Genomic DNA, 18,434 nt, shown 5'->3' with positions numbered 1-18,434 from the left:
GCACCAGCGGGTGCCGAGTCGCTCGCGTTAAGATTTCACCTTCAGGTCATTCTTCACGCTTTTCACGCCTTCAATGGCTTTGGCGATTTTCTCAGCACGATCGGACTGTGCCTGGTTCGCCACTTCCCCTGATAACTGCACCACGCCGTCGGTGGTTTCCACCTTAACGTTGCGTGATGGCACGATGTCATCTGCTAACAGCTTAGCTTTAATTTCGCTGGTGGTTGCGGTATCGCCCGCATAACCTTTCAGAGAAGCATTTTTGCTGTCTTTAACGTGTAGTTTGTCGCTGACGGATTTCACACCTTCGACTTTCTGCACCAGCGCGACGGCTTTTTCAGCCTGATCCTGAGAAGCCACAAAGCCGCTCAGTGTCACCACGCCATCATGCGTTTTGACGGAGATATCCGTGCTTTTAATCGCTTCATCATCCACCAGCGCCGCTTTGGCTTTAGCAGTGATGCCGCTGTCATCCATATAACCATCGACTTTTTTCATAGAGCTATCGATCTTCGCACCCGCGCTGTCGGAGGTTTGCTGTGCTTTCTGCGACAGTGATTCATCTGCGAACGCCGCACCGCTCAGCAGAGCAGAACCGGCCAGGGCAGCAATCAGGGTTTTGGCAATCTTAGTCTTATTCATCGATATCATCCTTCTATCAGTTAACTCATCCGTTATCGCGGATGCGCCAGCAACGAACGGCGTTGCTGAGTTACTGGACGTAATGAAACCCGAAAGGTCTCTTTTCTCGTCCGACAGGATAATAGTAGTAGGGATTACAGCTTTTGCTGTCTCTTGTGGTTGATATATCGCCAAAAAGAGAAAAAAACAGCGGAATTAGGAGGAGTCTGTAACAAATAAAACAGGGCCAGTTAAAATCACAGGCCCTGCTGGCAACGCCGATTAGTGCTCGCGCGTTTTGCGGAATCGCACGTCAGGATAGCGTTCCTGGGTGATGTTGAGATTCACCATGGTCGGCGCGATATACGTGAGGTTATCACCGCCATCGAGCGCCAGGTTCACTTCGTTTTTACGCTGGAAATCGTCGAATTTCTTCGCGTCATCACACTCAACCCAGCGAGCGGTTGAGACGTTGATGGCTTCGTAAATCGCTTCAACGTTGTATTCGCTTTTCAGGCGCGCCACCACCACTTCGAACTGCAGCACACCAACCGCGCCCACGATCAGATCGTTGTTATGCACCGGACGGAACACCTGCACTGCGCCCTCTTCCGACAGCTGAACCAGCCCTTTCAGCAGCTGTTTCTGCTTCAGAGGATCGCGCAGGCGAATACGACGGAACAGCTCTGGCGCGAAGTTCGGAATGCCGGTGAACTTCATATTTTCACCTTGGGTAAAGGTGTCGCCGATCTGAATGGTGCCGTGGTTGTGCAGACCAATGATGTCGCCCGGATAGGCTTCTTCCACGTGCGAACGGTCACCGGCCATAAAAGTCAGTGCATCGGAAATCACCACGTCTTTACCGGTTCGCACCTGGCGCAGCTTCATGCCTTTTTCGTACTTGCCGGATACCACACGCATAAAGGCGACGCGGTCGCGGTGTTTCGGGTCCATGTTTGCCTGGATCTTAAACACGAAGCCGCTGAATTTCTCTTCTTTCGCTTCCACCAGACGCGTGTCGGTGTTGCGTGGCATTGGGCGCGGCGCCCAGGAAACCAGTCCATCCAGCATGTGATCAACGCCGAAGTTACCCAGCGCGGTGCCGAAGAACACCGGCGTGAGTTCGCCGCTCAGGAACAGCTCCTGATCGAACTCGTGCGAGGCGCCCTGCACCAGCTCCAGCTCATCGCGCAGCTGCTGTGCCAGATCTTCACCCACCGCTGCGTCCAAATCGGGATTAGCCAAACCTTTAACGATGCGCACTTCCTGAATGGTGTGGCCTTTACCGGTTTGATACAGGTAAGTTTCGTCGTTGTAGAGGTGATAAACCCCTTTGAAATACTTGCCGCAGCCAATCGGCCAGGTAATGGGCGCGCAGGCGATCTTCAGCTCGCTCTCCACTTCATCCAGCAGCTCCATTGGATCGCGGATGTCACGGTCGAGTTTGTTCATAAAGGTGATGATCGGCGTATCACGCAGGCGCGTGACTTCCATCAGCTTACGAGTACGATCTTCAACACCTTTCGCGGCGTCGATTACCATCAAACAGCAGTCAACCGCCGTCAGCGTACGGTAAGTATCTTCGGAGAAGTCTTCGTGTCCTGGGGTATCCAGCAGGTTCACGAGGCTGTCGCGATACGGGAACTGCATCACCGAGGTGGTGATGGAGATACCACGTTGTTTCTCCATCTCCATCCAGTCCGATTTTGCGTGCTGATTGGAGCCGCGGCCTTTGACGGTACCGGCGGTTTGAATCGCCTGTCCGAACAGCAGCACTTTTTCGGTGATTGTGGTTTTACCGGCATCCGGATGCGAGATGATCGCAAAAGTACGGCGGCGCGCCACTTCTTCTAAAAAGGGAGCATTAGACATTGAGTGAATTCTTCTTCAAGGGCAACACGCGGGCGGCGCGCTGCGAATAAATCGTTTCGGGGTCATTCCGCAGGATAACGCGGCCAATGGCGACGCAGTGGCGTCAGTTCACAGCAAGAGGTGTGCGATCTACATTGGCGGCAGTTCCGATTATCCCGGCAGCATTGAGGCGGCATAGCATACAATATTTCACCGAAGGGGGAAATCGCCGCATGGTATTGCCCTTGTAGGGTCGCCATTCATGGCGACCCACTCACATTCAGCCTAACACCCGCACCACCGCCGCTTTAAAGATCTTCACGCCAATCTCCAGCGAGCTGAGCTCAAAGCGCATCTCGGGATGATGCAGGCCCGGCACCAGATTAGTTCCCAGCCCCCAGAAACCGGCTTTCACCTGCGGATTTTTCACCGGATAATAGAAGAAATCTTCGCTGCCCGGCGTGGTTTTGGTATCCAGCAAACCTTCTTCACCCAGCACATCGACAATCGCCGCGCGAATCACCGCCGTGGCTTCTTCATGAATTTCTGCTGCCGGCATCTCTTTCAGCACCACCACGTCAGCCGTGGCACCCAACGCCGCCACGCTGTGCTGAATCGCCAGCGTCACTTTCTCTTTCAGCACATCCATTGGCGCGTTTTCCTGCGAACGCAAATCCCACACCACGCGCGCCTCATCCGGCACCGAGTTGGTCACGCCCGCATCGCAAAGAAAACGCGTGGCTTTCACGCTCCAGGTCAAATCCGGCGGCAGATGGATGGCGTTGACGGCCTGCACCGCTTGCACCGCCGCATCCAGCGCGTTAACGCCCAAATGCGGACGCGCTGCATGCGCGGGTGCACCTTTGATGGTGGCTTCCAGCGTGCTGCAGGCGGAGTAGATCACCGCTGGAGTCGCCTGCCCAATATGGCACTCTTCCAGCGGACGCACATGGAAGCCGAGAATCATCTCCACATCATCCAGCGCGCCGCCCTCAATCATCGCCAGCGCGCCGGCACCGAGTTCTTCCGCTGGCTGGAACAGCAGCTTGAGCCGCCCTTTCTTGATCGCGCCCTCTTTCAATAGCTCTTGCGCTGCCGTCAGCACCACTGACGAATGGCCATCGTGGCCGCAGGTGTGACGCGCACACGCCACGCCGTCAATGATATGACCGAGCGCATCCATATCCGCACGTAGCGCCAGCACCGGACCGGGCACGCCGCTGTCGATTTCCGCCACGATGCCGGTGGTGTTATTGATGCCGCGCGTCACCTTTATTCCGGCGCTTTCCAGCTGATCGGCAATATAAGCAGAGGTTTTGAATTCCTGAAAACCCAGCTCGGGGATTTCATGCAGAAAATGGTAATGCTCTAAGACGTTCGACACCGCTAAGCTCCTGACAAGTAAAGGCAAGCCTCAGCATCGCCCGATGTGCAGCTATAATCAATCCAGCGTGAATGAAAATTAGTCAAAAGTGAGAACTCTTCGCATTCAACATGTGGAATAATTCCATTTACAATCAATAAGATAAATTCAACTTTTTTAAGGAAAGTCCTTCACAAAAAAGTATAGATTGATGCATAATTCGCCGTACTTCACCTGACAAATTAAAAAGGACTCAGCCATGTTAACTGCTGAAATGACCTCGCGTTTAAACGACCAACTGAACCTCGAATTCTTCTCTGCCAACCTGTATCTGCAGATGAGCGCCTGGTGCAGCGATAAAGGCTATGAAGGCGCCTCTTCATTCCTGAAAATGCATTCTCGTGAAGAGATGCAGCACATGCAGAAGCTGTTTGATTACGTCAGCGATGCCGGTGCCTTGCCGGTACTGGGCAGCATTGCCGCTCCGGCCATTAGCTGGACGTCACTGAACGACGTGCTGGAAGAAGCGCTGAAGCATGAGCAGCTGATCACCAAAAAAATCAACGAGCTGGTGCACACCGCATTGACCACGCAGGATTACTCAACCTTCAACTTCCTGCAGTGGTACGTTGCCGAGCAGCATGAAGAAGAGAAGCTGTTCAAAACCGTGCTGGATAAACTGGCGATGGTCGGCACCAAAGGCGAAGGCCTGTTCCTGGTGGATAAAGATCTCGGCCACATGTCTGTCGACGGCCACGGCGCATAATAATAAAGATTACACACAGCAAAACAGAGAACGCCCGACATGTCGGGCGTTTTTTTATGCTTTGTAGGGTCGCCATTTATGGCGACCGAGACCAACGCATTTACTCCAACTCTTTCAACCGCAACTCCGATGGCTGCGGACGGCCAAAGAAATAACCCTGGAACAGCGTACAACCCTCTTCACGCAGTTTGGCGTACTGCTCGCCGCTCTCCACGCCTTCGGCGGTGATCTGAATATCGAGGCTACGACTCATACCAGTAATGGCGCGGATAATCGCCAGCGCCTCGCGGCTGTCGCCCATATCGTTGATGAACGACTTATCGATTTTGATCTTGTCGAACGGGAAAGAACGCAAATAGCTGAGCGATGAGTAGCCGGTGCCGAAATCATCCAGCGCAATCTGCACGCCAAGGGTTTTCAAACTCTGCAGCGTGCGGATATTCCCGAGCGTATCGTCCAGCAGCACCGATTCGGTGATCTCCACTTCCAGCCGATGCGGCGCCAGTCCCGATTCACGCAGCGCGCCTTCCACCACCGAAACCAGCGAGCTGTTCTTAAACTGCAACGGCGACAGGTTCACCGACACCGATTGTTCGGTGTTCCAGCTTTGCGCTTCCCGGCAGGCTTCATACAGCGCGTAAGCGCCAAGCATATGAATCAAGCCGGTCTCTTCGGCGATCGGGATGAAATCGTTCGGCATGATCAGCCCTTTAATCGGGTGATGCCAGCGCATCAGCGCTTCATAGCCGATGATGCCCTTCTCGTCGGTGATCGGTTGGTAATAGAGCTTGAGCTGACGACCGGAGATCGCCTCGCGCAGATCGTTCTCAATCACGCGACGACTGCGCGCCTGATCGTCCATTTCTATGGTGAAGTGTTCGAAGCGATTGCGGCCATTACGTTTCGCTTCATACAGCGCCATATCGGCGCAGCGCAGCATATGTTCCGGCGTGTTGGTGGTTTGCGAGGTGAGCGCGATACCGACGCTCAAACCCACCGACAGGTTATGTCCTTCAACATTAATTGGCGGACGGATTCCCTCGATCAGCCGCTGCGCCACCACCGCCGCTTCATCAGCAGAACGAACATTCGGCAGCACGATGGCAAACTCGTCGCCGCCAATACGCGCCAGCGTATCGTGATCGCGTAGCGCGCTGCGCAGGCGTTTCGCCACCACGCGCAGCAGGTCATCACCAATCTGATGGCCGAGCGCATCGTTGACGTTTTTGAAGTTATCGAGATCGAGACACAGCGTGGCGCTGACCTGGTTATTCTGATTATCCACGCGCAGCGCTTCGCTGAGTTTCTGGCGGAACAGCACGCGGTTCGGCAGGCTGGTGAGATTATCGTGATGCGCCATATGACGGATGCGCGCATCGGCTTCGCGCTGGTCGGTCACGTCTTCGACAATCAGCATCACGTAGTTCTGACGCATATCTTTGCCGCTGATGGTGGTGGCGCGCGTATGCAGAATACGCTCGCCGCCCGCCGTCAGCAGCAGCTGTTCACGCGAATGAATACCTTCGCTGCGCAGCGCCACATCCGCCAGGCTGTTGAAGTAATCGCCCAGTTCCGCCGACATACATTCGTGCGGGCGTTTATGCATGATCAGCGCTTTGTTGACGCCAAACAGCTGCTCGGCTTTGTCGTTCACCATCAGGATTTCACGGCTGATGGCATCTTCCACAATCACGCACGATGGAATATTGCTGATGATGGTGTCGAGGAAGCCCGACAGCTCCGACATTTTAGCACTCTGCGATTGCGCCAGATCGCGCGCGCGCAGCAGCTGCTGTTCGTTCTCACGGCGTTCAGTGATATCGCGGGTAATTTTGGCAAAACCGATCATTTTGCCGCTCTCATCCCGGATTGCCTCAATGACGACATGCGCCCAAAAAGCCGAGCCATCTTTGCGGTAGCGCCAGCCCTCATCTTCGAAACGGCCGGTTTTCAACGCAATGCCGAGGTTGGCTTCGGGCGCGTTGGCATTACGTTCCGCTGAACTGTAAAACACCGAAAAGTGCTGGCCGACAATCTCGTCAGCCACATAACCTTTGGCGCGCTGCGCCCCGTTGTTCCAGTTCACCACGCGGCCCTGCACATCCAGCATATAGATGGCGTAATCGCGCACCCCTTCCACCAGCAAGCGGAAATTCTTCTCCTGCTCGTGCTGTTTACGCAGCAGCGCCTGCTGTTCGGTGCAGTCGCGGGTAATTTTGGCGTAACCGATCAGCTTGCCCGCATCATCGCGGATCGCATCAATGATGACATGCGCCCAAAACGCGCTGCCATCTTTGCGGTAACGGTAGCCTTCGTCTTCGAAACGGCCGGTTTTAAAGGCGGTGGTGAGGTTTTTTTCCGGGATATGATTTAGTCGATCCTGCGCGCTGTAGAAGCGTGAGAAGTGCTGTCCAACGATCTCTTCGGCAACGTAGCCCTTCGCGCGCTGTGCGCCTACGTTCCAATTTTCAACGTTGCCGTCCAAATCGAGCATATAGATGGCGTAATCGCTAACGCCTTCCACCAGCATGCGGAAACGCTGTTCCTGCTCACGCTGTTTGCGCTGTTGCTCTTGCTGCTCGGTGCAGTCGCGGGTGATTTTGGCAAAGCCCAGCAGCTCACCAAATTCATCGCGGATGGCGTCGATCACCACATGCGCCCAAAACGCGCTGCCATCTTTACGATAGCGCCAACCTTCGGTTTCGAAGCGCCCGGTCGCCGTTGCTATCGCCAGCCCGCGCTGCGGCGCGCCGTTTTTGCGATCCTCTTCGCTGTAAAACAGCGCAAAATTCTTCCCCACGATTTCATCGGGCGTGTAGCCTTTGGCACGTTGCGCGCCGGCGTTCCAGTTCGCCACGGTGCCATCGGGTTTGAGCATGTAAATGGCGTAATCCACCACGCTCTGTACCAACAGTCGGTACATGACGTCAGAGTTATTATTCATTGTTATTCGCCTATTGCTGGCCTGGTATCGTCGAGACTATTAAGAAAATTCTTAATTATCATGCAGACTTAAGCGCAAATACGCAGCGCTGACAAGCGCTATTCATCCACAGACAAATGTTGGTAGGTAAGTTATCGGCAGTGGCGAGAAAATGTTCAGCAGGATACTTCATAAATCATCATGCGTTGACGGCAGGCTGGCGTTACGCTTGCCACGGCAAAATGCCGTGCGGCAGGCGTCGGGTCAGGCGAGTCGCCAGCGCCATTAATAAGCACACCACCACAATCATCAGGCAGCCGACCGCCGCCGCCAGCGAAGCGGATCCGCCTTCATCGAGAAACACAATGGTCGGCCCGATGGTTTGCGTTTGCGAGGTGACCAGTAACACCGAAACCTGGATTTCATTCAGCGCGGTAAGAAACACCAGCACGCTGCCCGCCAGCGCGGAAGGTGCCGCCAGCGGCAGCAAGATGTCGCGCATGCGGCGCAGAAAACCGGCGCCGCACAAGCGTGCGGCTTCATCCAGTGCCGGTTCCAGTTGAGCAAATCCGGCTAACGTCGGGCGCAACACCAGCGCGAGGAAGTTCGCCAGATAAGCGGCGAGAATGATCCACACCGTGCCGTACAGCGAAACGTTGACGATCGGCAGCGGACGCAGGAAGAACAACATTGCCGCCACGCCGGTGACAATGCCCGGCAGCGCATAGGTGAGTTCACTCGCCAGCCACAAACCGCGCACCAGTTTGGTTCGACGCCAGCTGAGGAAGTAGGCAAGAAACAGCGCGCAAACCGTCAAAATCAGCGCCGCCAACGTGGTTAATCCGAGGCTGGTGAGAAACGCGTGCCGCACCGCCGGATAGCCCCACAACGCGGCGCGGAAGTTCTCCAGCGTCAGTGTTTGCCAGCTGAGCACCTGGCCAAAGCCGCTGGTGAGCGCGGTGATTAGCAGCGCGCTGAGCGGTAACAGCAAGGTCAGCGCCATCCACAGCCAGGCGACGCCTTCAATCGCCACACGCCCGCGCCCCAGCGATTGCTGCCACAAACGCGGCGCACCGTTGACGCGCACATCATGGCGTCCGCCTAGCCAGGCGCTGGCCGCCATGCCCGCTAACGTGATCACCGCAATCAATAACGCATACACCGCCGTGTTCGGCAGCGCACTCGGGCCAATACCATTCAGCTGCTGATACACCAGCGTGATCAGCGTTGGCACGCGCGCCGGGATCCCCAGCATCGCCTGAATACCGAAGTTGCCCGCCGCCGCGACAAAGGTCAGCGCGGCTCCGGCAAAAATCGCCGGGCGCGCCAGCGGCAGTACAATGGTGAACAGAATGCGTGCGCGAGACGCACCGCTGGCCTGCGCCGCTTCCACCAAATCGGCAGGCAAACGGCGCAGACCGGCGCGTACGGTGAGAAACACCAGCGGCGCATTGTGCGTGCCGAGCAGCAGCACAATGCCGGTTAAGGAATAGAGCGGCTGCTCGCCGGGCGCAAACCACGGCAATCCTAGCGTGGCGAACAGCAGCGCCAGCGGACTGCTCGGTGCCAGCGCCTGCAGCCAGGCCAGCGCAGTCACCTGCGGCGGAATCATCAGCGGCAGGATAAACGCAAACACCCACGCGGTTTTAGCGCGCAGATCGCTGAGCGCCACCAGCCATGCGGCGGCGGTGCCGAGCACCACGGAAATCAGGGTAGAACTGAGCGCGATGAGCAAGGTATTGCCGCTGGCGATCAACACGCGATCGCTCGCCAGCAGGCGCGTTAAGCGCGCGATGTCCGGCACGCCGTTGGGCGCAATGGCGGTCCACACCAGCCGCATCAGCGGCGCCACCGACAGCAAACCTATCAGCAGCACCATCAATGCCAGAATCAGCCGTTCGCTGTTGACGCGCGGCGCTTTGCGCGCCGCACTGCGCCATTCGTTGCTCAACACGCTCATGCTTAGCCGCCGAACAGCGCGGTGAACTGATCGCGCACTGCCGCATCTTCTTTGATCGCTTTCGCTACGTCCGGCGACAGCAGTTTGATTTTATTGATCGGCGTGAAGCCTTCCGGTGCTGAGACGCGATCATCCACCGGACGGTTGCCCTGCTCGACCACCAGCTTCTGGCCTTGCTCGGAGAGCATAAAGTTGACGAAGGCTTTGGCGGCCGGCAGGTTGTGCGCGGTTTTCATGATGGCAACCGGCTCGGTGACATAGGAAACGCCCTCTTTCGGATAGACCAGATCCACCGGCGAACCCTTTTTCTTCGCCAGAATCACGTCGGCGTCGGTGATGATGCCGTACTTATCCAGCCCGCTGGCGACCGCTTTCAGCGCCGGTCCGTTGCCTCCCTGCGGCGCAACGCCGATGGCCGCCAGCTTCTTATAGAAGCTCCAGCCAATCGACGGCGTGTTGATATCGGTGTGCAGCTTGTAGAGCGCCGCGCCGGAGTAGAGCGGGCTTGGCACCGCAATCTGCCCTTTATTGGCATCGACCGCCAGCGCGTTCCAGCTATCAATCGGCTGCGCGTGCTGGGTGTTGTAAGCAATCACGGTGGCGATGATTTTAGTGCCAAAGAAGGTTTTGTCTTTATCGTAGAACGACGGATTGATGTGGCTGAGCGGCGCATCGCTGTAGCTGTAGAGATGATTTTCGTTTTTCAGCGCGCCAAGGTTGATGGCATCGGCAATCAGCAGCACATCCGGCTTAGCTTCGCCGCTCATCATTTCGGTACGCAGCACGTTCATTAACTGCGTGGTGCCGTTGCGCGTCCATTCGACCTGCACATTGGGATAAGCAGCTTTGAAGGCATCCATGGTTTGCTGGGCAATTTCCGGTGCCTGCGAGGTGTAAACCACCAATTTTCCCGCCGGTGCCTCATCGGCAAGGCTGGCGGCAGAAACGAATAATCCACTGGCTAACATCAACACGTTGAACGACGTACGCATAGCATTTCCCTGAAGGTTTAAGAGTTAAGAAGGAAGAATCCAGCCGTCGCGCAGCGCCACACCGACAGTGGCGTCGACAGCGGGTAAAGGTTGATCGGCCAGCAGCAGCGTGATGCTGCACTCGGGCGCATCCAGCGGCACCACATTCAGTTGGTGATGGCCGCCGCGATAAATCACTCGTTGCACACGCGCGACAAACTGAGGTTCGCCCGGCGCGGCTAAGTGGAAATCCACCGCGTGAAAACTGGCTTGCGCCTGTGGCTGCGGGCGCTGATCCCGCGCGCAGCGTAGCGGCACGCGTAGGCCGCACAGCGTGGCAAAGGCGCGGCCATCGCCGAGCGGTTCGATATCGCTGATCGGCAGCACTTTGCCGTCGTCAATAAAGCGCGCGACCATGGCATTCGCCGGTTCGCGCCACAGCGTTTGCGGCGTGGCGAACTGCATCACGCGCCCGGCATCCATCACCACGATGCGATCGGCCAGCGCCATCGCTTCATGTTGATCGTGGGTGATGTAGAGCAAGGTGGCGCGGCTGTGATGATGGAAGCGGCGAAACTCCTCTTCCATGGTGGCGCGCAGGTGGACATCAAGGTTGGCGAGCGGCTCATCGAGCAAAACCAGCGTTGGCTGCGCCACTAAACAACGCGCCAGCGCCACACGCTGACGCTGGCCGCCGGAGAGATCGGCAGGACGACGTGCGGCGAACGCTTCTAATCCCACCAGCTCCAGCGCCTGCTGCGTGCGGCGCTCGCGATCGGCACGCGCTACACCGTTGACTTTCAGGCTGTAGGAGACATTCTCCGCCACCGTCATATGCGGCCACAGCGCGTAGCTCTGGAACACCACGCCAAGCTGGCGATCTTCCGGCGGCAGATGCACGCCCGGCGCGGCGAAGCAGCGGTCGCCAACGTGAATTTCTCCGCCATCGGCGGTTTCAAATCCGGCCAGCAGGCGCAGCAAGGTGGTTTTGCCGCAGCCCGACGGCCCCAATACGGCGATGAATTCTCCCTGCGCAATCTGCAGCGAGATGTCTTGCAATACCGGCTGCGCCGCAAAGGATTTGCGCAGCCCGCGCAGTGTGATTGATGCCATGTTTCTGGCCTTTCGCTAACAGTCCGGCTAAGACCCTACGACACTGTGATGACGATTCCATGACATTGGGCCAGGTCGCCATAAATGGCGCCCCTACAAATGCATGCTTCAAACCAGGTCGCCATAAATGGCGACCCTACAAATGCTGGTATCCCGTCGTAGGGTCGCCATTCATGGCGACCGATTCACACAATGCAACCAACCAGGTCGCCATAAATGTCGCCCCTACAATTGCTCGGGTCCCGTCGTAGGGTCGCCATTCATGGCGACCGATTCACAGGTGCATGCCGATATAGCGCTCATAACGCGCGGGCTTTACCCGCGTCAGATCCACCAGCACCAAACCATCGATACAGTTGTTGAAATCGGGATCGCTGCCGAAATCGATAAACTGCACGCCGCCCGGCTCGCACACCTCGGAATATTGCTTGTAGAGCGTGGGAATGGCGGTGCCGAGATTCGCCAGCAGATGCTTCAACCGACGTAAATCTTCGCTGTAGTTATCGCCGGTGAACTGCGCTAACACTTCCGGCAGCGAAGCCGGATAAGGGCGGCGTGAGGTTGCCAGCGGCAGTTCGGTGGGGAAATACAGGCGATAGAACGCCACCAGCAGATCGCGCGCCGCCAGCGGCATGCCGCCCGAGATCGAGACCGGACCAAACAGATAGCGGGTTTCCGGATACCTGGCGATGTAGGCACCAATGCCCATCCACAAATAATCGAGGCCGCGTTTACCCCAATAGGCGGGCTGAATAAAACTGCGCCCCAGCTCCAGACCTTGATTGATGATCGGCAACATGCGCTCGTCATAGTGGAACAGGCTGTCGCTATAAATACCTTCCAGCCCGCGGCGCTCCAGCTGCTCAGCGCCGGGAGTAAAGCGATAGGCACCGACGATTTCCAGCGCATCGTCATCCCACAGAATCAGGTGATAGTAATCGTCATCGTATTTGTCGAGGTCGCGACGACGGCCGCTGCCCTCGCCCACTGCGCGAAACGCCACTTCACGTAAACGTCCAAGCTCACGCAGCAACGGCACCCAGCTGGCACCGTTACGTCGCCACAGGTAGATCTGCTTGCCATCCGGCAGCGTGCCGAGTCGCTCGCTCTCCATCAGCGCTTTTTTCAGCTCGGCGCGATCTTCCGGGCGCGCAATCGCCGCTTCGGTCTGGAACAGGCCACGCCGCCCTTGTCCAATGCGATACAGATGTTTGCGCAGCCGCTTCGCCAGCTCTTTGCCCGGCGTGTGGCCATCATGCCAGTTGGCAAACGGGATCTGCTCGCCGATGTGCAGCTTGATGCGCGAACCGCGCTGGCGAAACATTTCGCGCACCAGCATCAGTAATGCCAGCGGCGAGGCAATTTTAGCGGCGGCGTAGAACGCCAGGCTGTTGCGTCCCACCACATGCACCGGCACGATTGGCGCGCGAGCGCGGGCGGCGAGACGTAAGAAGCTGTGATGCCAGTGACGATCGCGCACGCCACGGCTGGAAAGGCGCGACACTTCACCCGCTGGGAAGATGATCAGTACGCCCTGATTATCCAGATGCTGCTGCATGTGCGTCAGCTGTTCGCGGCTGGTGCGGTTGCCCATGTTATCCACCGGCAGCATCATGTTGTTGATCGGTTCCAGCATCATCAACATGCGGTTAGCGACAATTTTCACATCGCGCCGCACCTGCGAAACCGCCGCCAGCAGTGCCAGGCCGTCCAGTGCACCGAGCGGATGATTGGCAACAATTACCACCGGGCCGCGCGTTGGGATCTGCTCTAAATCGCGCTCGCTCAGTTCACAACGCACATCCAGGTGCTCCAGCACTTGCTCCACCATATCCACGCCTTTGAGGTGGCGATAGCGGGCGGCAAATGCCTGGAATTCATGTTCACGAACCGCCCATTTCAGGGCTTTTTTTTGCCAGTTCGCCGGTTGATGGCCAGGCCAGTAAGTATCGAGAAGCTGATCAACTGAAAACATCATTCACCTTTTTATGCGCAGCGGTTTATCGCCTCGACGTTAAAACGGCTTGTTTTCAGATTTATGACTGCCGCCCAGTAAGAATGGATAAATCAGCAAGGCGCATTGTTCTAACGCATAAAAACCATCGATTGATCTTAAAAGGAGAAATTCAAGACATGGCTTAAATCTTAATGTTAAGCCCCGTGAATTAATCTGGTCACACCTCTGGTTGTGTTTTTTATGAGTGTTTTAACCCTTGGGTTTTTTCTTTTTTTTCTGGGCTACACATATGATTCATTCGGTATTTATTGTTGATGACCATCCGCTAATCTGTGCGGGTATTCAGGCACTATTAGATTCTTATCACTATGCAATTGTCGGCATTGCGCAGAAAGGAGATTTACTGATTACCGAGTTACACCAAATGCGTCCGGACGTTTTACTGCTTGATCTCACCATGCCCGGTCGTGCCGGTATTCCGCTGATTGCGGATATCAAGCGCGCGATGCCAGAACAGAAAATCATCGTATTTACTGCGTCAGAAAGCCTTTTTTATCAACGATGTTGCTTGCAATTAGGCGTTGAAGGTTATGTCTACAAGCGCGGGAATTTAGACACGCTGATTACCGCAATAAAAGAAGTGGAACACGGCAAACGTTTTTATCCCGTAACCCATGCCGCTGCTGATGCCGGCGAATTGATTGAAAGCGAGAAATTGATGAGCCTGACGCGACGTGAATTGATTGTTTTAGTCAAACTCGCGTCGGGAATGAGTAATAAAGAGATCGCTTCACAATTGCAGTTGAGTAGTAAAACTGTGAGTACCTATAAAATAAAAATCCTGCGCAAATTAGGATTGAAAGGGATTAGCGGAATTAATATGACTGCGAAGATGAATGAGTTAGTGTGAAAAACCAGGTCGCCATAAATGGCGACCCTACTAATTTAGAGCTTCAACGGCGGCAGCTGTGAAAAGACACTTAACAGGCCTTTACTCCACAGCTGACGAATTTGTGAAAAATAGGGATGATGTTCGGTGATGTGATATTGCTCGCTGTCGCTAAAACTGTCGGTGCGATAGACCATCACATCCAGCGGCAAGCCCACCGAAATATTACTCGCCAGCGTCGAATCCATCGAAATCAACGCGCACTGCATCGCCTGACTCAGCGGCGTTTCGTAACGCAGCACGCGGTCAATGATCGGTTTACCGTACTTGCTTTCACCAATCTGAAAATACGGCGTATCGACGCTGGCTTCGATGAAGTTGCCCTGCGGGTAGATCTGGAACAGTCGCGGCTCTTCGCCGCGAATCTGCCCGCCCAGCAGCAGCGTGCCGCCAAACTCCTCGCCATCGCGCTTGATCACCTCGCGCAGCGTTTCGCCCACCATCAGCGCAATGTCATACAGCGATCGTCCATTCAGTAAATTCGGTTGATCGCTATCGCCGTTGTTGCGTCGCAGCAGGCTCAGCACGCTCTGCGTGGTGGCCAGATTGCCGGCACTTTGCAGCACCAGCGTGCGTTCATCATCGACCTGAAACACATGCAATTTGCGGAACGAGGAAATATGATCGACGCCCGCATTGGTGCGTGAATCGGATACAAAAATCATCCCTGACGATAAACGCATTGCCACACAATAAGTCATAGTCACGCCTGTTCTGATTACTGCTGCGCATGCACCTGAAGCACCGCAGCCACCGCCAGCATATCTTCACCGCCGCCGCCCAGCCGCATACCGCGCACCGGACACGCATCGAGATAATCCACGCCGACCGCCAGGCGTAAATGCTGGCGCGTGCTGCGGGTATTATTGGTGATATCAAAGCTGTGCCAACTGCCATCCAGCCAGGCTTCAACCCAGGCGTGAGTGGCGACGTGCTCAACGTTTTCAGTATAGAGATAGCCGCTTACATAGCGCGCCGGAATCCCCAGACTACGACAGCAGGCGAGAAACACGTGACTGTGATCCTGGCAAACGCCGCTGCCGGCGGCAAATACTTTCGTGGCGGCATCAGTGACCAGAGTGCTACCGGGACGATACGGCATCTTCAGCAGCAGTTCGTCCATGAGTTTTTCCAGGCTGGCCAGTGGTTTTTCCGGTCGCCAGTAGCGCTTGGCGAACTCACGGATTTCACCGTCAGGCTGCGTCAGCGGCGACGAGCGCAGAAACACCAACGGCGACAATAACGATTCTGGATCGGGCGCCCATTCGCCATCATCAAGGATCTCCACCACACCACGCGCGGCGATATCCAACTGCTGATGCGGCGTATCCAGCGTCAGCACATGCATTACATTGCCGTACGCATCCTGGGTGCAGGTGGCTTCACACGGCAGCTCGAGATCCCACGAGATTATCTGCTGATGCACCGAATTTTGCGGCGTCAGGCGCAGATATTGGGTGCTGAGTGTCACCTGATGTTCATAGGCGTAACGGGTTTTATGCTCGATGTTTAGTCTCATTTCGCCTCCAGATAGGTGTGATTGATGCTGTCTGCCAGCGCATTCAGGCGCGTCAGGAATTCATTGAGCCAGTGATACAAGCCTTCCTGAGTCAGGCTTTCCCAGGTACTGAAGCGCATCTCGGCCAGCAGCACGGTGATCAAATAGCGCGGGCGATCTTCGCCGCTGCTGCCGATGTTCTCTAACTGTGTGGCGATCTCATCAATACAGGAGTGCAGCGATCGCGGACTTTCGCTGCGCAGGATCAGCATCTCATTGACCAGATCGGGCAACAATTGCTGCTTGAAGATGGCGTTGTAAGCTTCACGCGCCGATACCGCGCGCAATAAGGTGTCGAGGCAATAATACTCGCGTACCGAATCCGACTGCTGCTCCAGCAATTGCTGATTCACGCTCAGCAAACGCGCAGTCCCGTCGCTGCGCTCCATCAAGGTGCCGATACGGATAAAACTCATCGCATCGCCGCGCAGCAAGGTGCCGAACATCGCGCCACGAAACAGGTGCGAGCGCTCTTTCACCCAATCGAAAAAGGTGTCGGCGTTCGCGCTGGTAATGCCGCGCCGCCGCGTATTGCGCATCTCAATCCACGTCGAGTTGATGCTCTCCCACACTTCCGACGACAAACTGCCGCGCACCGCATGCGCGTTGTTCCACGCCTCCTGCCAGCAGCTAAAAATGCTGCACGGATTGCGGTCGTCGAGGGCGAAGAAGTTGAACAGCTGCGGCATGGTGAAGCGGCCATTCAGGGTTTCAAACAGTTCACGTGTGCCGGTGAGATTGAGCGGCAGCAGCAGCTCATCGCCCTGGCTGCCGCGCACCGGCATTAATGACAAACGATTGGTCACGTCCAACACGCGTGCGAGTTGTTCTGCGCGTTCGAGATAGCGCGCCATCCAATAGAGGCCACTGGCCGTGCGGCTTAGCATGATGCGTCATCCTCCAGAACCCACGTGTCCTTGGTGCCGCCGCCCTGCGACGAGTTCACCACCAGCGAACCTTCGTTCAACGCCACGCGAGTTAAGCCGCCGGGCACCAGACGAATATCCGCGCCGCACAGCGCAAACGGACGCAGATCGATATGGCGTGGCGCGAGGCCGTTGTCGATAAAGGTCGGGCAAGTCGAGAGCGACAGCGTGTCCTGCGCGATGTAGTTTTCTGGCCGCGCTTTGAGGCGGTCGCGGAAATCACTCAGCTCCTGCTGGCTCGCCACCGGCCCAATCAACATGCCGTAACCACCCGCGCCGTGTACCTCTTTCACCACCATTTTCGCCAGATTGGCGAGCACATAGGTGAGATCCTGCGGTTTGCGGCATTGCCAGGTCGGCACGTTATTAAGGATCGGATCTTCGTCGAGATAGAAGCGGATCATGTCCGGCACATACGGATAGATCGATTTGTCATCGGCGACGCCGGTGCCGATCGCGTTCGCCAGCACCACGTTGCCAGATCGATATACCGATAATAAGCCCGGCACGCCGAGCATCGAATCCGGGCGGAACGCCAGTGGATCGAGGAAGGCATCATCCACGCGGCGATAGATCACATCGACTTTGCACGGTCCGGCGGTGGTACGCATCATCACCGCGCCATCTTTCACAAATAGATCGGCGCTCTCCACCAGCTCAACGCCCATCTGCTGCGCAAGGAAACTGTGCTCGAAATAGGCGCTGTTAAAACGACCCGGCGTCAGCACTACCACCACCGGATCGTTGACCGGCGAGCTTTCCCGCAGGGTTTGCAGCAGATGCGAGGGATAACGCTCAACCGGCGCGATGTGCTGCCCGGCGAACAACTCCGGATAGAGGCGCATCATCATCTTGCGGTTCTCCAGCATGTAGGAGACGCCAGACGGCGTGCGCAGATTGTCCTCCAGCACGTAATATTCGCCATCGTTATTGCGCACCATATCCACACCGACAATGTGCGCGTAGATGTTGCGGTGCAGATCGACGCCTTGCATACAGGGCTGATATTGATCGTTCACCAGCACCTGTTCGGCAGGCACGATGCCCGCTTTGAGGATCAGTTGCTGATGATAGATGTCGTGCAGGAAGGCGTTGAGGGCCTGCACGCGCTGGCGAATGCCGCGATCGAGCATTGCCCACTCGCTGGCAGGAATAATTCGCGGCACGCTGTCGAAAGGAATTAAACGTTCCGCGCCGCCATCATCACCGTAGACGTTAAAGGTGATACCGACGCGATGAAACAGCAGTTCCGCCTCTTCGCGCTTGCGCGCCACTGCCTCTTTGTCCGCCTGTTGTAACCATTCCCAGTATTGCTGGTAGTGAGCGCGGTGTTGGCCATCGCTCAGCAACATCTCATCATAGAAGTGCGATGCTATCTGGTAGCTTTCTTTCATGATTTACCCGGCGCTTGTCTAGAGATATTTCTCTCCTGCACAAACTGTGCCAGAGGCTTGCCCCCGGCATGGCACACGCGCC

The 18,434-nt window shown here is 56.3% G+C and carries 14 protein-coding genes; 2 read left to right on the top strand and 12 right to left on the bottom strand.

Annotated features, from left to right (window positions below):
- Positions 1–27 precede the first annotated feature (27 nt).
- The 3 genes from osmY to BM323_RS07775 all read right to left on the bottom strand — a co-directional run bounded on the left by osmY (position 28) and on the right by BM323_RS07775 (position 3,856).
- A complete protein-coding gene (gene osmY / locus BM323_RS07785) occupies positions 28–642 on the bottom strand; it encodes a molecular chaperone OsmY (RefSeq protein WP_008103296.1) in 615 nt (204 codons plus the stop codon).
- Between the two features lie 261 nt (positions 643–903).
- Positions 904–2,493 carry a peptide chain release factor 3 gene (gene prfC, locus BM323_RS07780; RefSeq protein WP_061720497.1) on the bottom strand — a complete coding sequence of 530 codons (1,590 nt, stop codon included), beginning with the start codon at positions 2,491–2,493 and terminating at the stop codon, positions 904–906.
- Between the two features lie 259 nt (positions 2,494–2,752).
- Entirely contained in the window at positions 2,753–3,856 is a 1,104-nt protein-coding gene (locus BM323_RS07775) for a M20 peptidase aminoacylase family protein (RefSeq protein WP_008103300.1), read from the bottom strand.
- Between the two features lie 238 nt (positions 3,857–4,094).
- Here BM323_RS07775 and ftnA point away from each other — a divergent pair, with 238 nt between their 5' ends.
- The gene (gene ftnA, locus BM323_RS07770) at positions 4,095–4,601 is read left to right on the top strand and encodes a non-heme ferritin (protein ID WP_008103301.1); all 507 of its coding nucleotides are present in this window, start codon (positions 4,095–4,097) and stop codon (positions 4,599–4,601) included.
- Between the two features lie 100 nt (positions 4,602–4,701).
- Here the strand turns inward: ftnA and BM323_RS07765 are convergent, their stop codons facing one another.
- The 5 genes from BM323_RS07765 to BM323_RS07745 form a co-directional block, all read right to left on the bottom strand.
- Entirely contained in the window at positions 4,702–7,545 is a 2,844-nt protein-coding gene (locus BM323_RS07765) for a bifunctional diguanylate cyclase/phosphodiesterase (protein WP_091003502.1), read from the bottom strand.
- 202 nt (positions 7,546–7,747) lie between these two features.
- The gene (locus BM323_RS07760; RefSeq protein ID WP_008103305.1) at positions 7,748–9,484 is read right to left on the bottom strand and encodes an ABC transporter permease; all 1,737 of its coding nucleotides are present in this window, start codon (positions 9,482–9,484) and stop codon (positions 7,748–7,750) included.
- A 2-nt stretch (positions 9,485–9,486) separates the two neighbouring features.
- The gene (locus BM323_RS07755) at positions 9,487–10,476 is read right to left on the bottom strand and encodes an ABC transporter substrate-binding protein (protein ID WP_008103307.1); all 990 of its coding nucleotides are present in this window, start codon (positions 10,474–10,476) and stop codon (positions 9,487–9,489) included.
- Positions 10,477–10,500: 24 nt separating this feature from the next.
- Positions 10,501–11,568, bottom strand: a complete 1,068-nt coding sequence (locus tag BM323_RS07750; protein WP_008103309.1) for an ABC transporter ATP-binding protein — start codon at positions 11,566–11,568, stop codon at positions 10,501–10,503.
- Between the two features lie 274 nt (positions 11,569–11,842).
- On the bottom strand, positions 11,843–13,543 hold the full coding sequence (locus BM323_RS07745; RefSeq protein WP_008103311.1) for a bifunctional ornithine lipid synthase OlsF: 1,701 nt from the start codon (positions 13,541–13,543) through the stop codon (positions 11,843–11,845).
- Between the two features lie 271 nt (positions 13,544–13,814).
- On the opposite strand from BM323_RS07745, the gene BM323_RS07740 reads away from it, so the two are divergent.
- Complete coding sequence (locus BM323_RS07740) at positions 13,815–14,435, top strand: response regulator (protein ID WP_008103313.1); 621 nt, start codon at positions 13,815–13,817, stop codon at positions 14,433–14,435.
- A gap of 35 nt (positions 14,436–14,470) precedes the next feature.
- On the opposite strand, the gene BM323_RS07735 is transcribed toward BM323_RS07740, so the two are convergent.
- From BM323_RS07735 to BM323_RS07720, 4 genes are read right to left on the bottom strand one after another with little or no spacing between them, the layout of a single operon-like run.
- Positions 14,471–15,175, bottom strand: a complete 705-nt coding sequence (locus tag BM323_RS07735; protein WP_008103315.1) for a proteasome-type protease — start codon at positions 15,173–15,175, stop codon at positions 14,471–14,473.
- A gap of 17 nt (positions 15,176–15,192) precedes the next feature.
- Positions 15,193–15,993: a transglutaminase family protein gene (locus BM323_RS07730; RefSeq protein ID WP_008103316.1), complete on the bottom strand. Its 801-nt coding sequence runs from the start codon at positions 15,991–15,993 to the stop codon at positions 15,193–15,195.
- Positions 15,990–16,919 carry an alpha-E domain-containing protein gene (locus BM323_RS07725; RefSeq protein WP_008103318.1) on the bottom strand — a complete coding sequence of 310 codons (930 nt, stop codon included), beginning with the start codon at positions 16,917–16,919 and terminating at the stop codon, positions 15,990–15,992. The genes BM323_RS07730 and BM323_RS07725 overlap by 4 nt, the downstream gene beginning before the upstream one ends.
- Complete coding sequence (locus BM323_RS07720; RefSeq protein ID WP_008103320.1) at positions 16,913–18,352, bottom strand: circularly permuted type 2 ATP-grasp protein; 1,440 nt, start codon at positions 18,350–18,352, stop codon at positions 16,913–16,915. Before BM323_RS07720 ends, BM323_RS07725 begins: the two co-directional genes overlap by 7 nt.
- Between the last annotated feature and the right edge of the window lie 82 nt (positions 18,353–18,434).

Source organism: Pantoea sp. YR525 (assembly GCF_900116775.1).
Classification (GTDB): domain Bacteria; phylum Pseudomonadota; class Gammaproteobacteria; order Enterobacterales; family Enterobacteriaceae; genus Pantoea; species Pantoea symbiotica.
The sequence above is the reverse complement of the archived record's forward strand: the minus strand, read 5'-3'. Positions and strand labels throughout refer to the sequence as shown.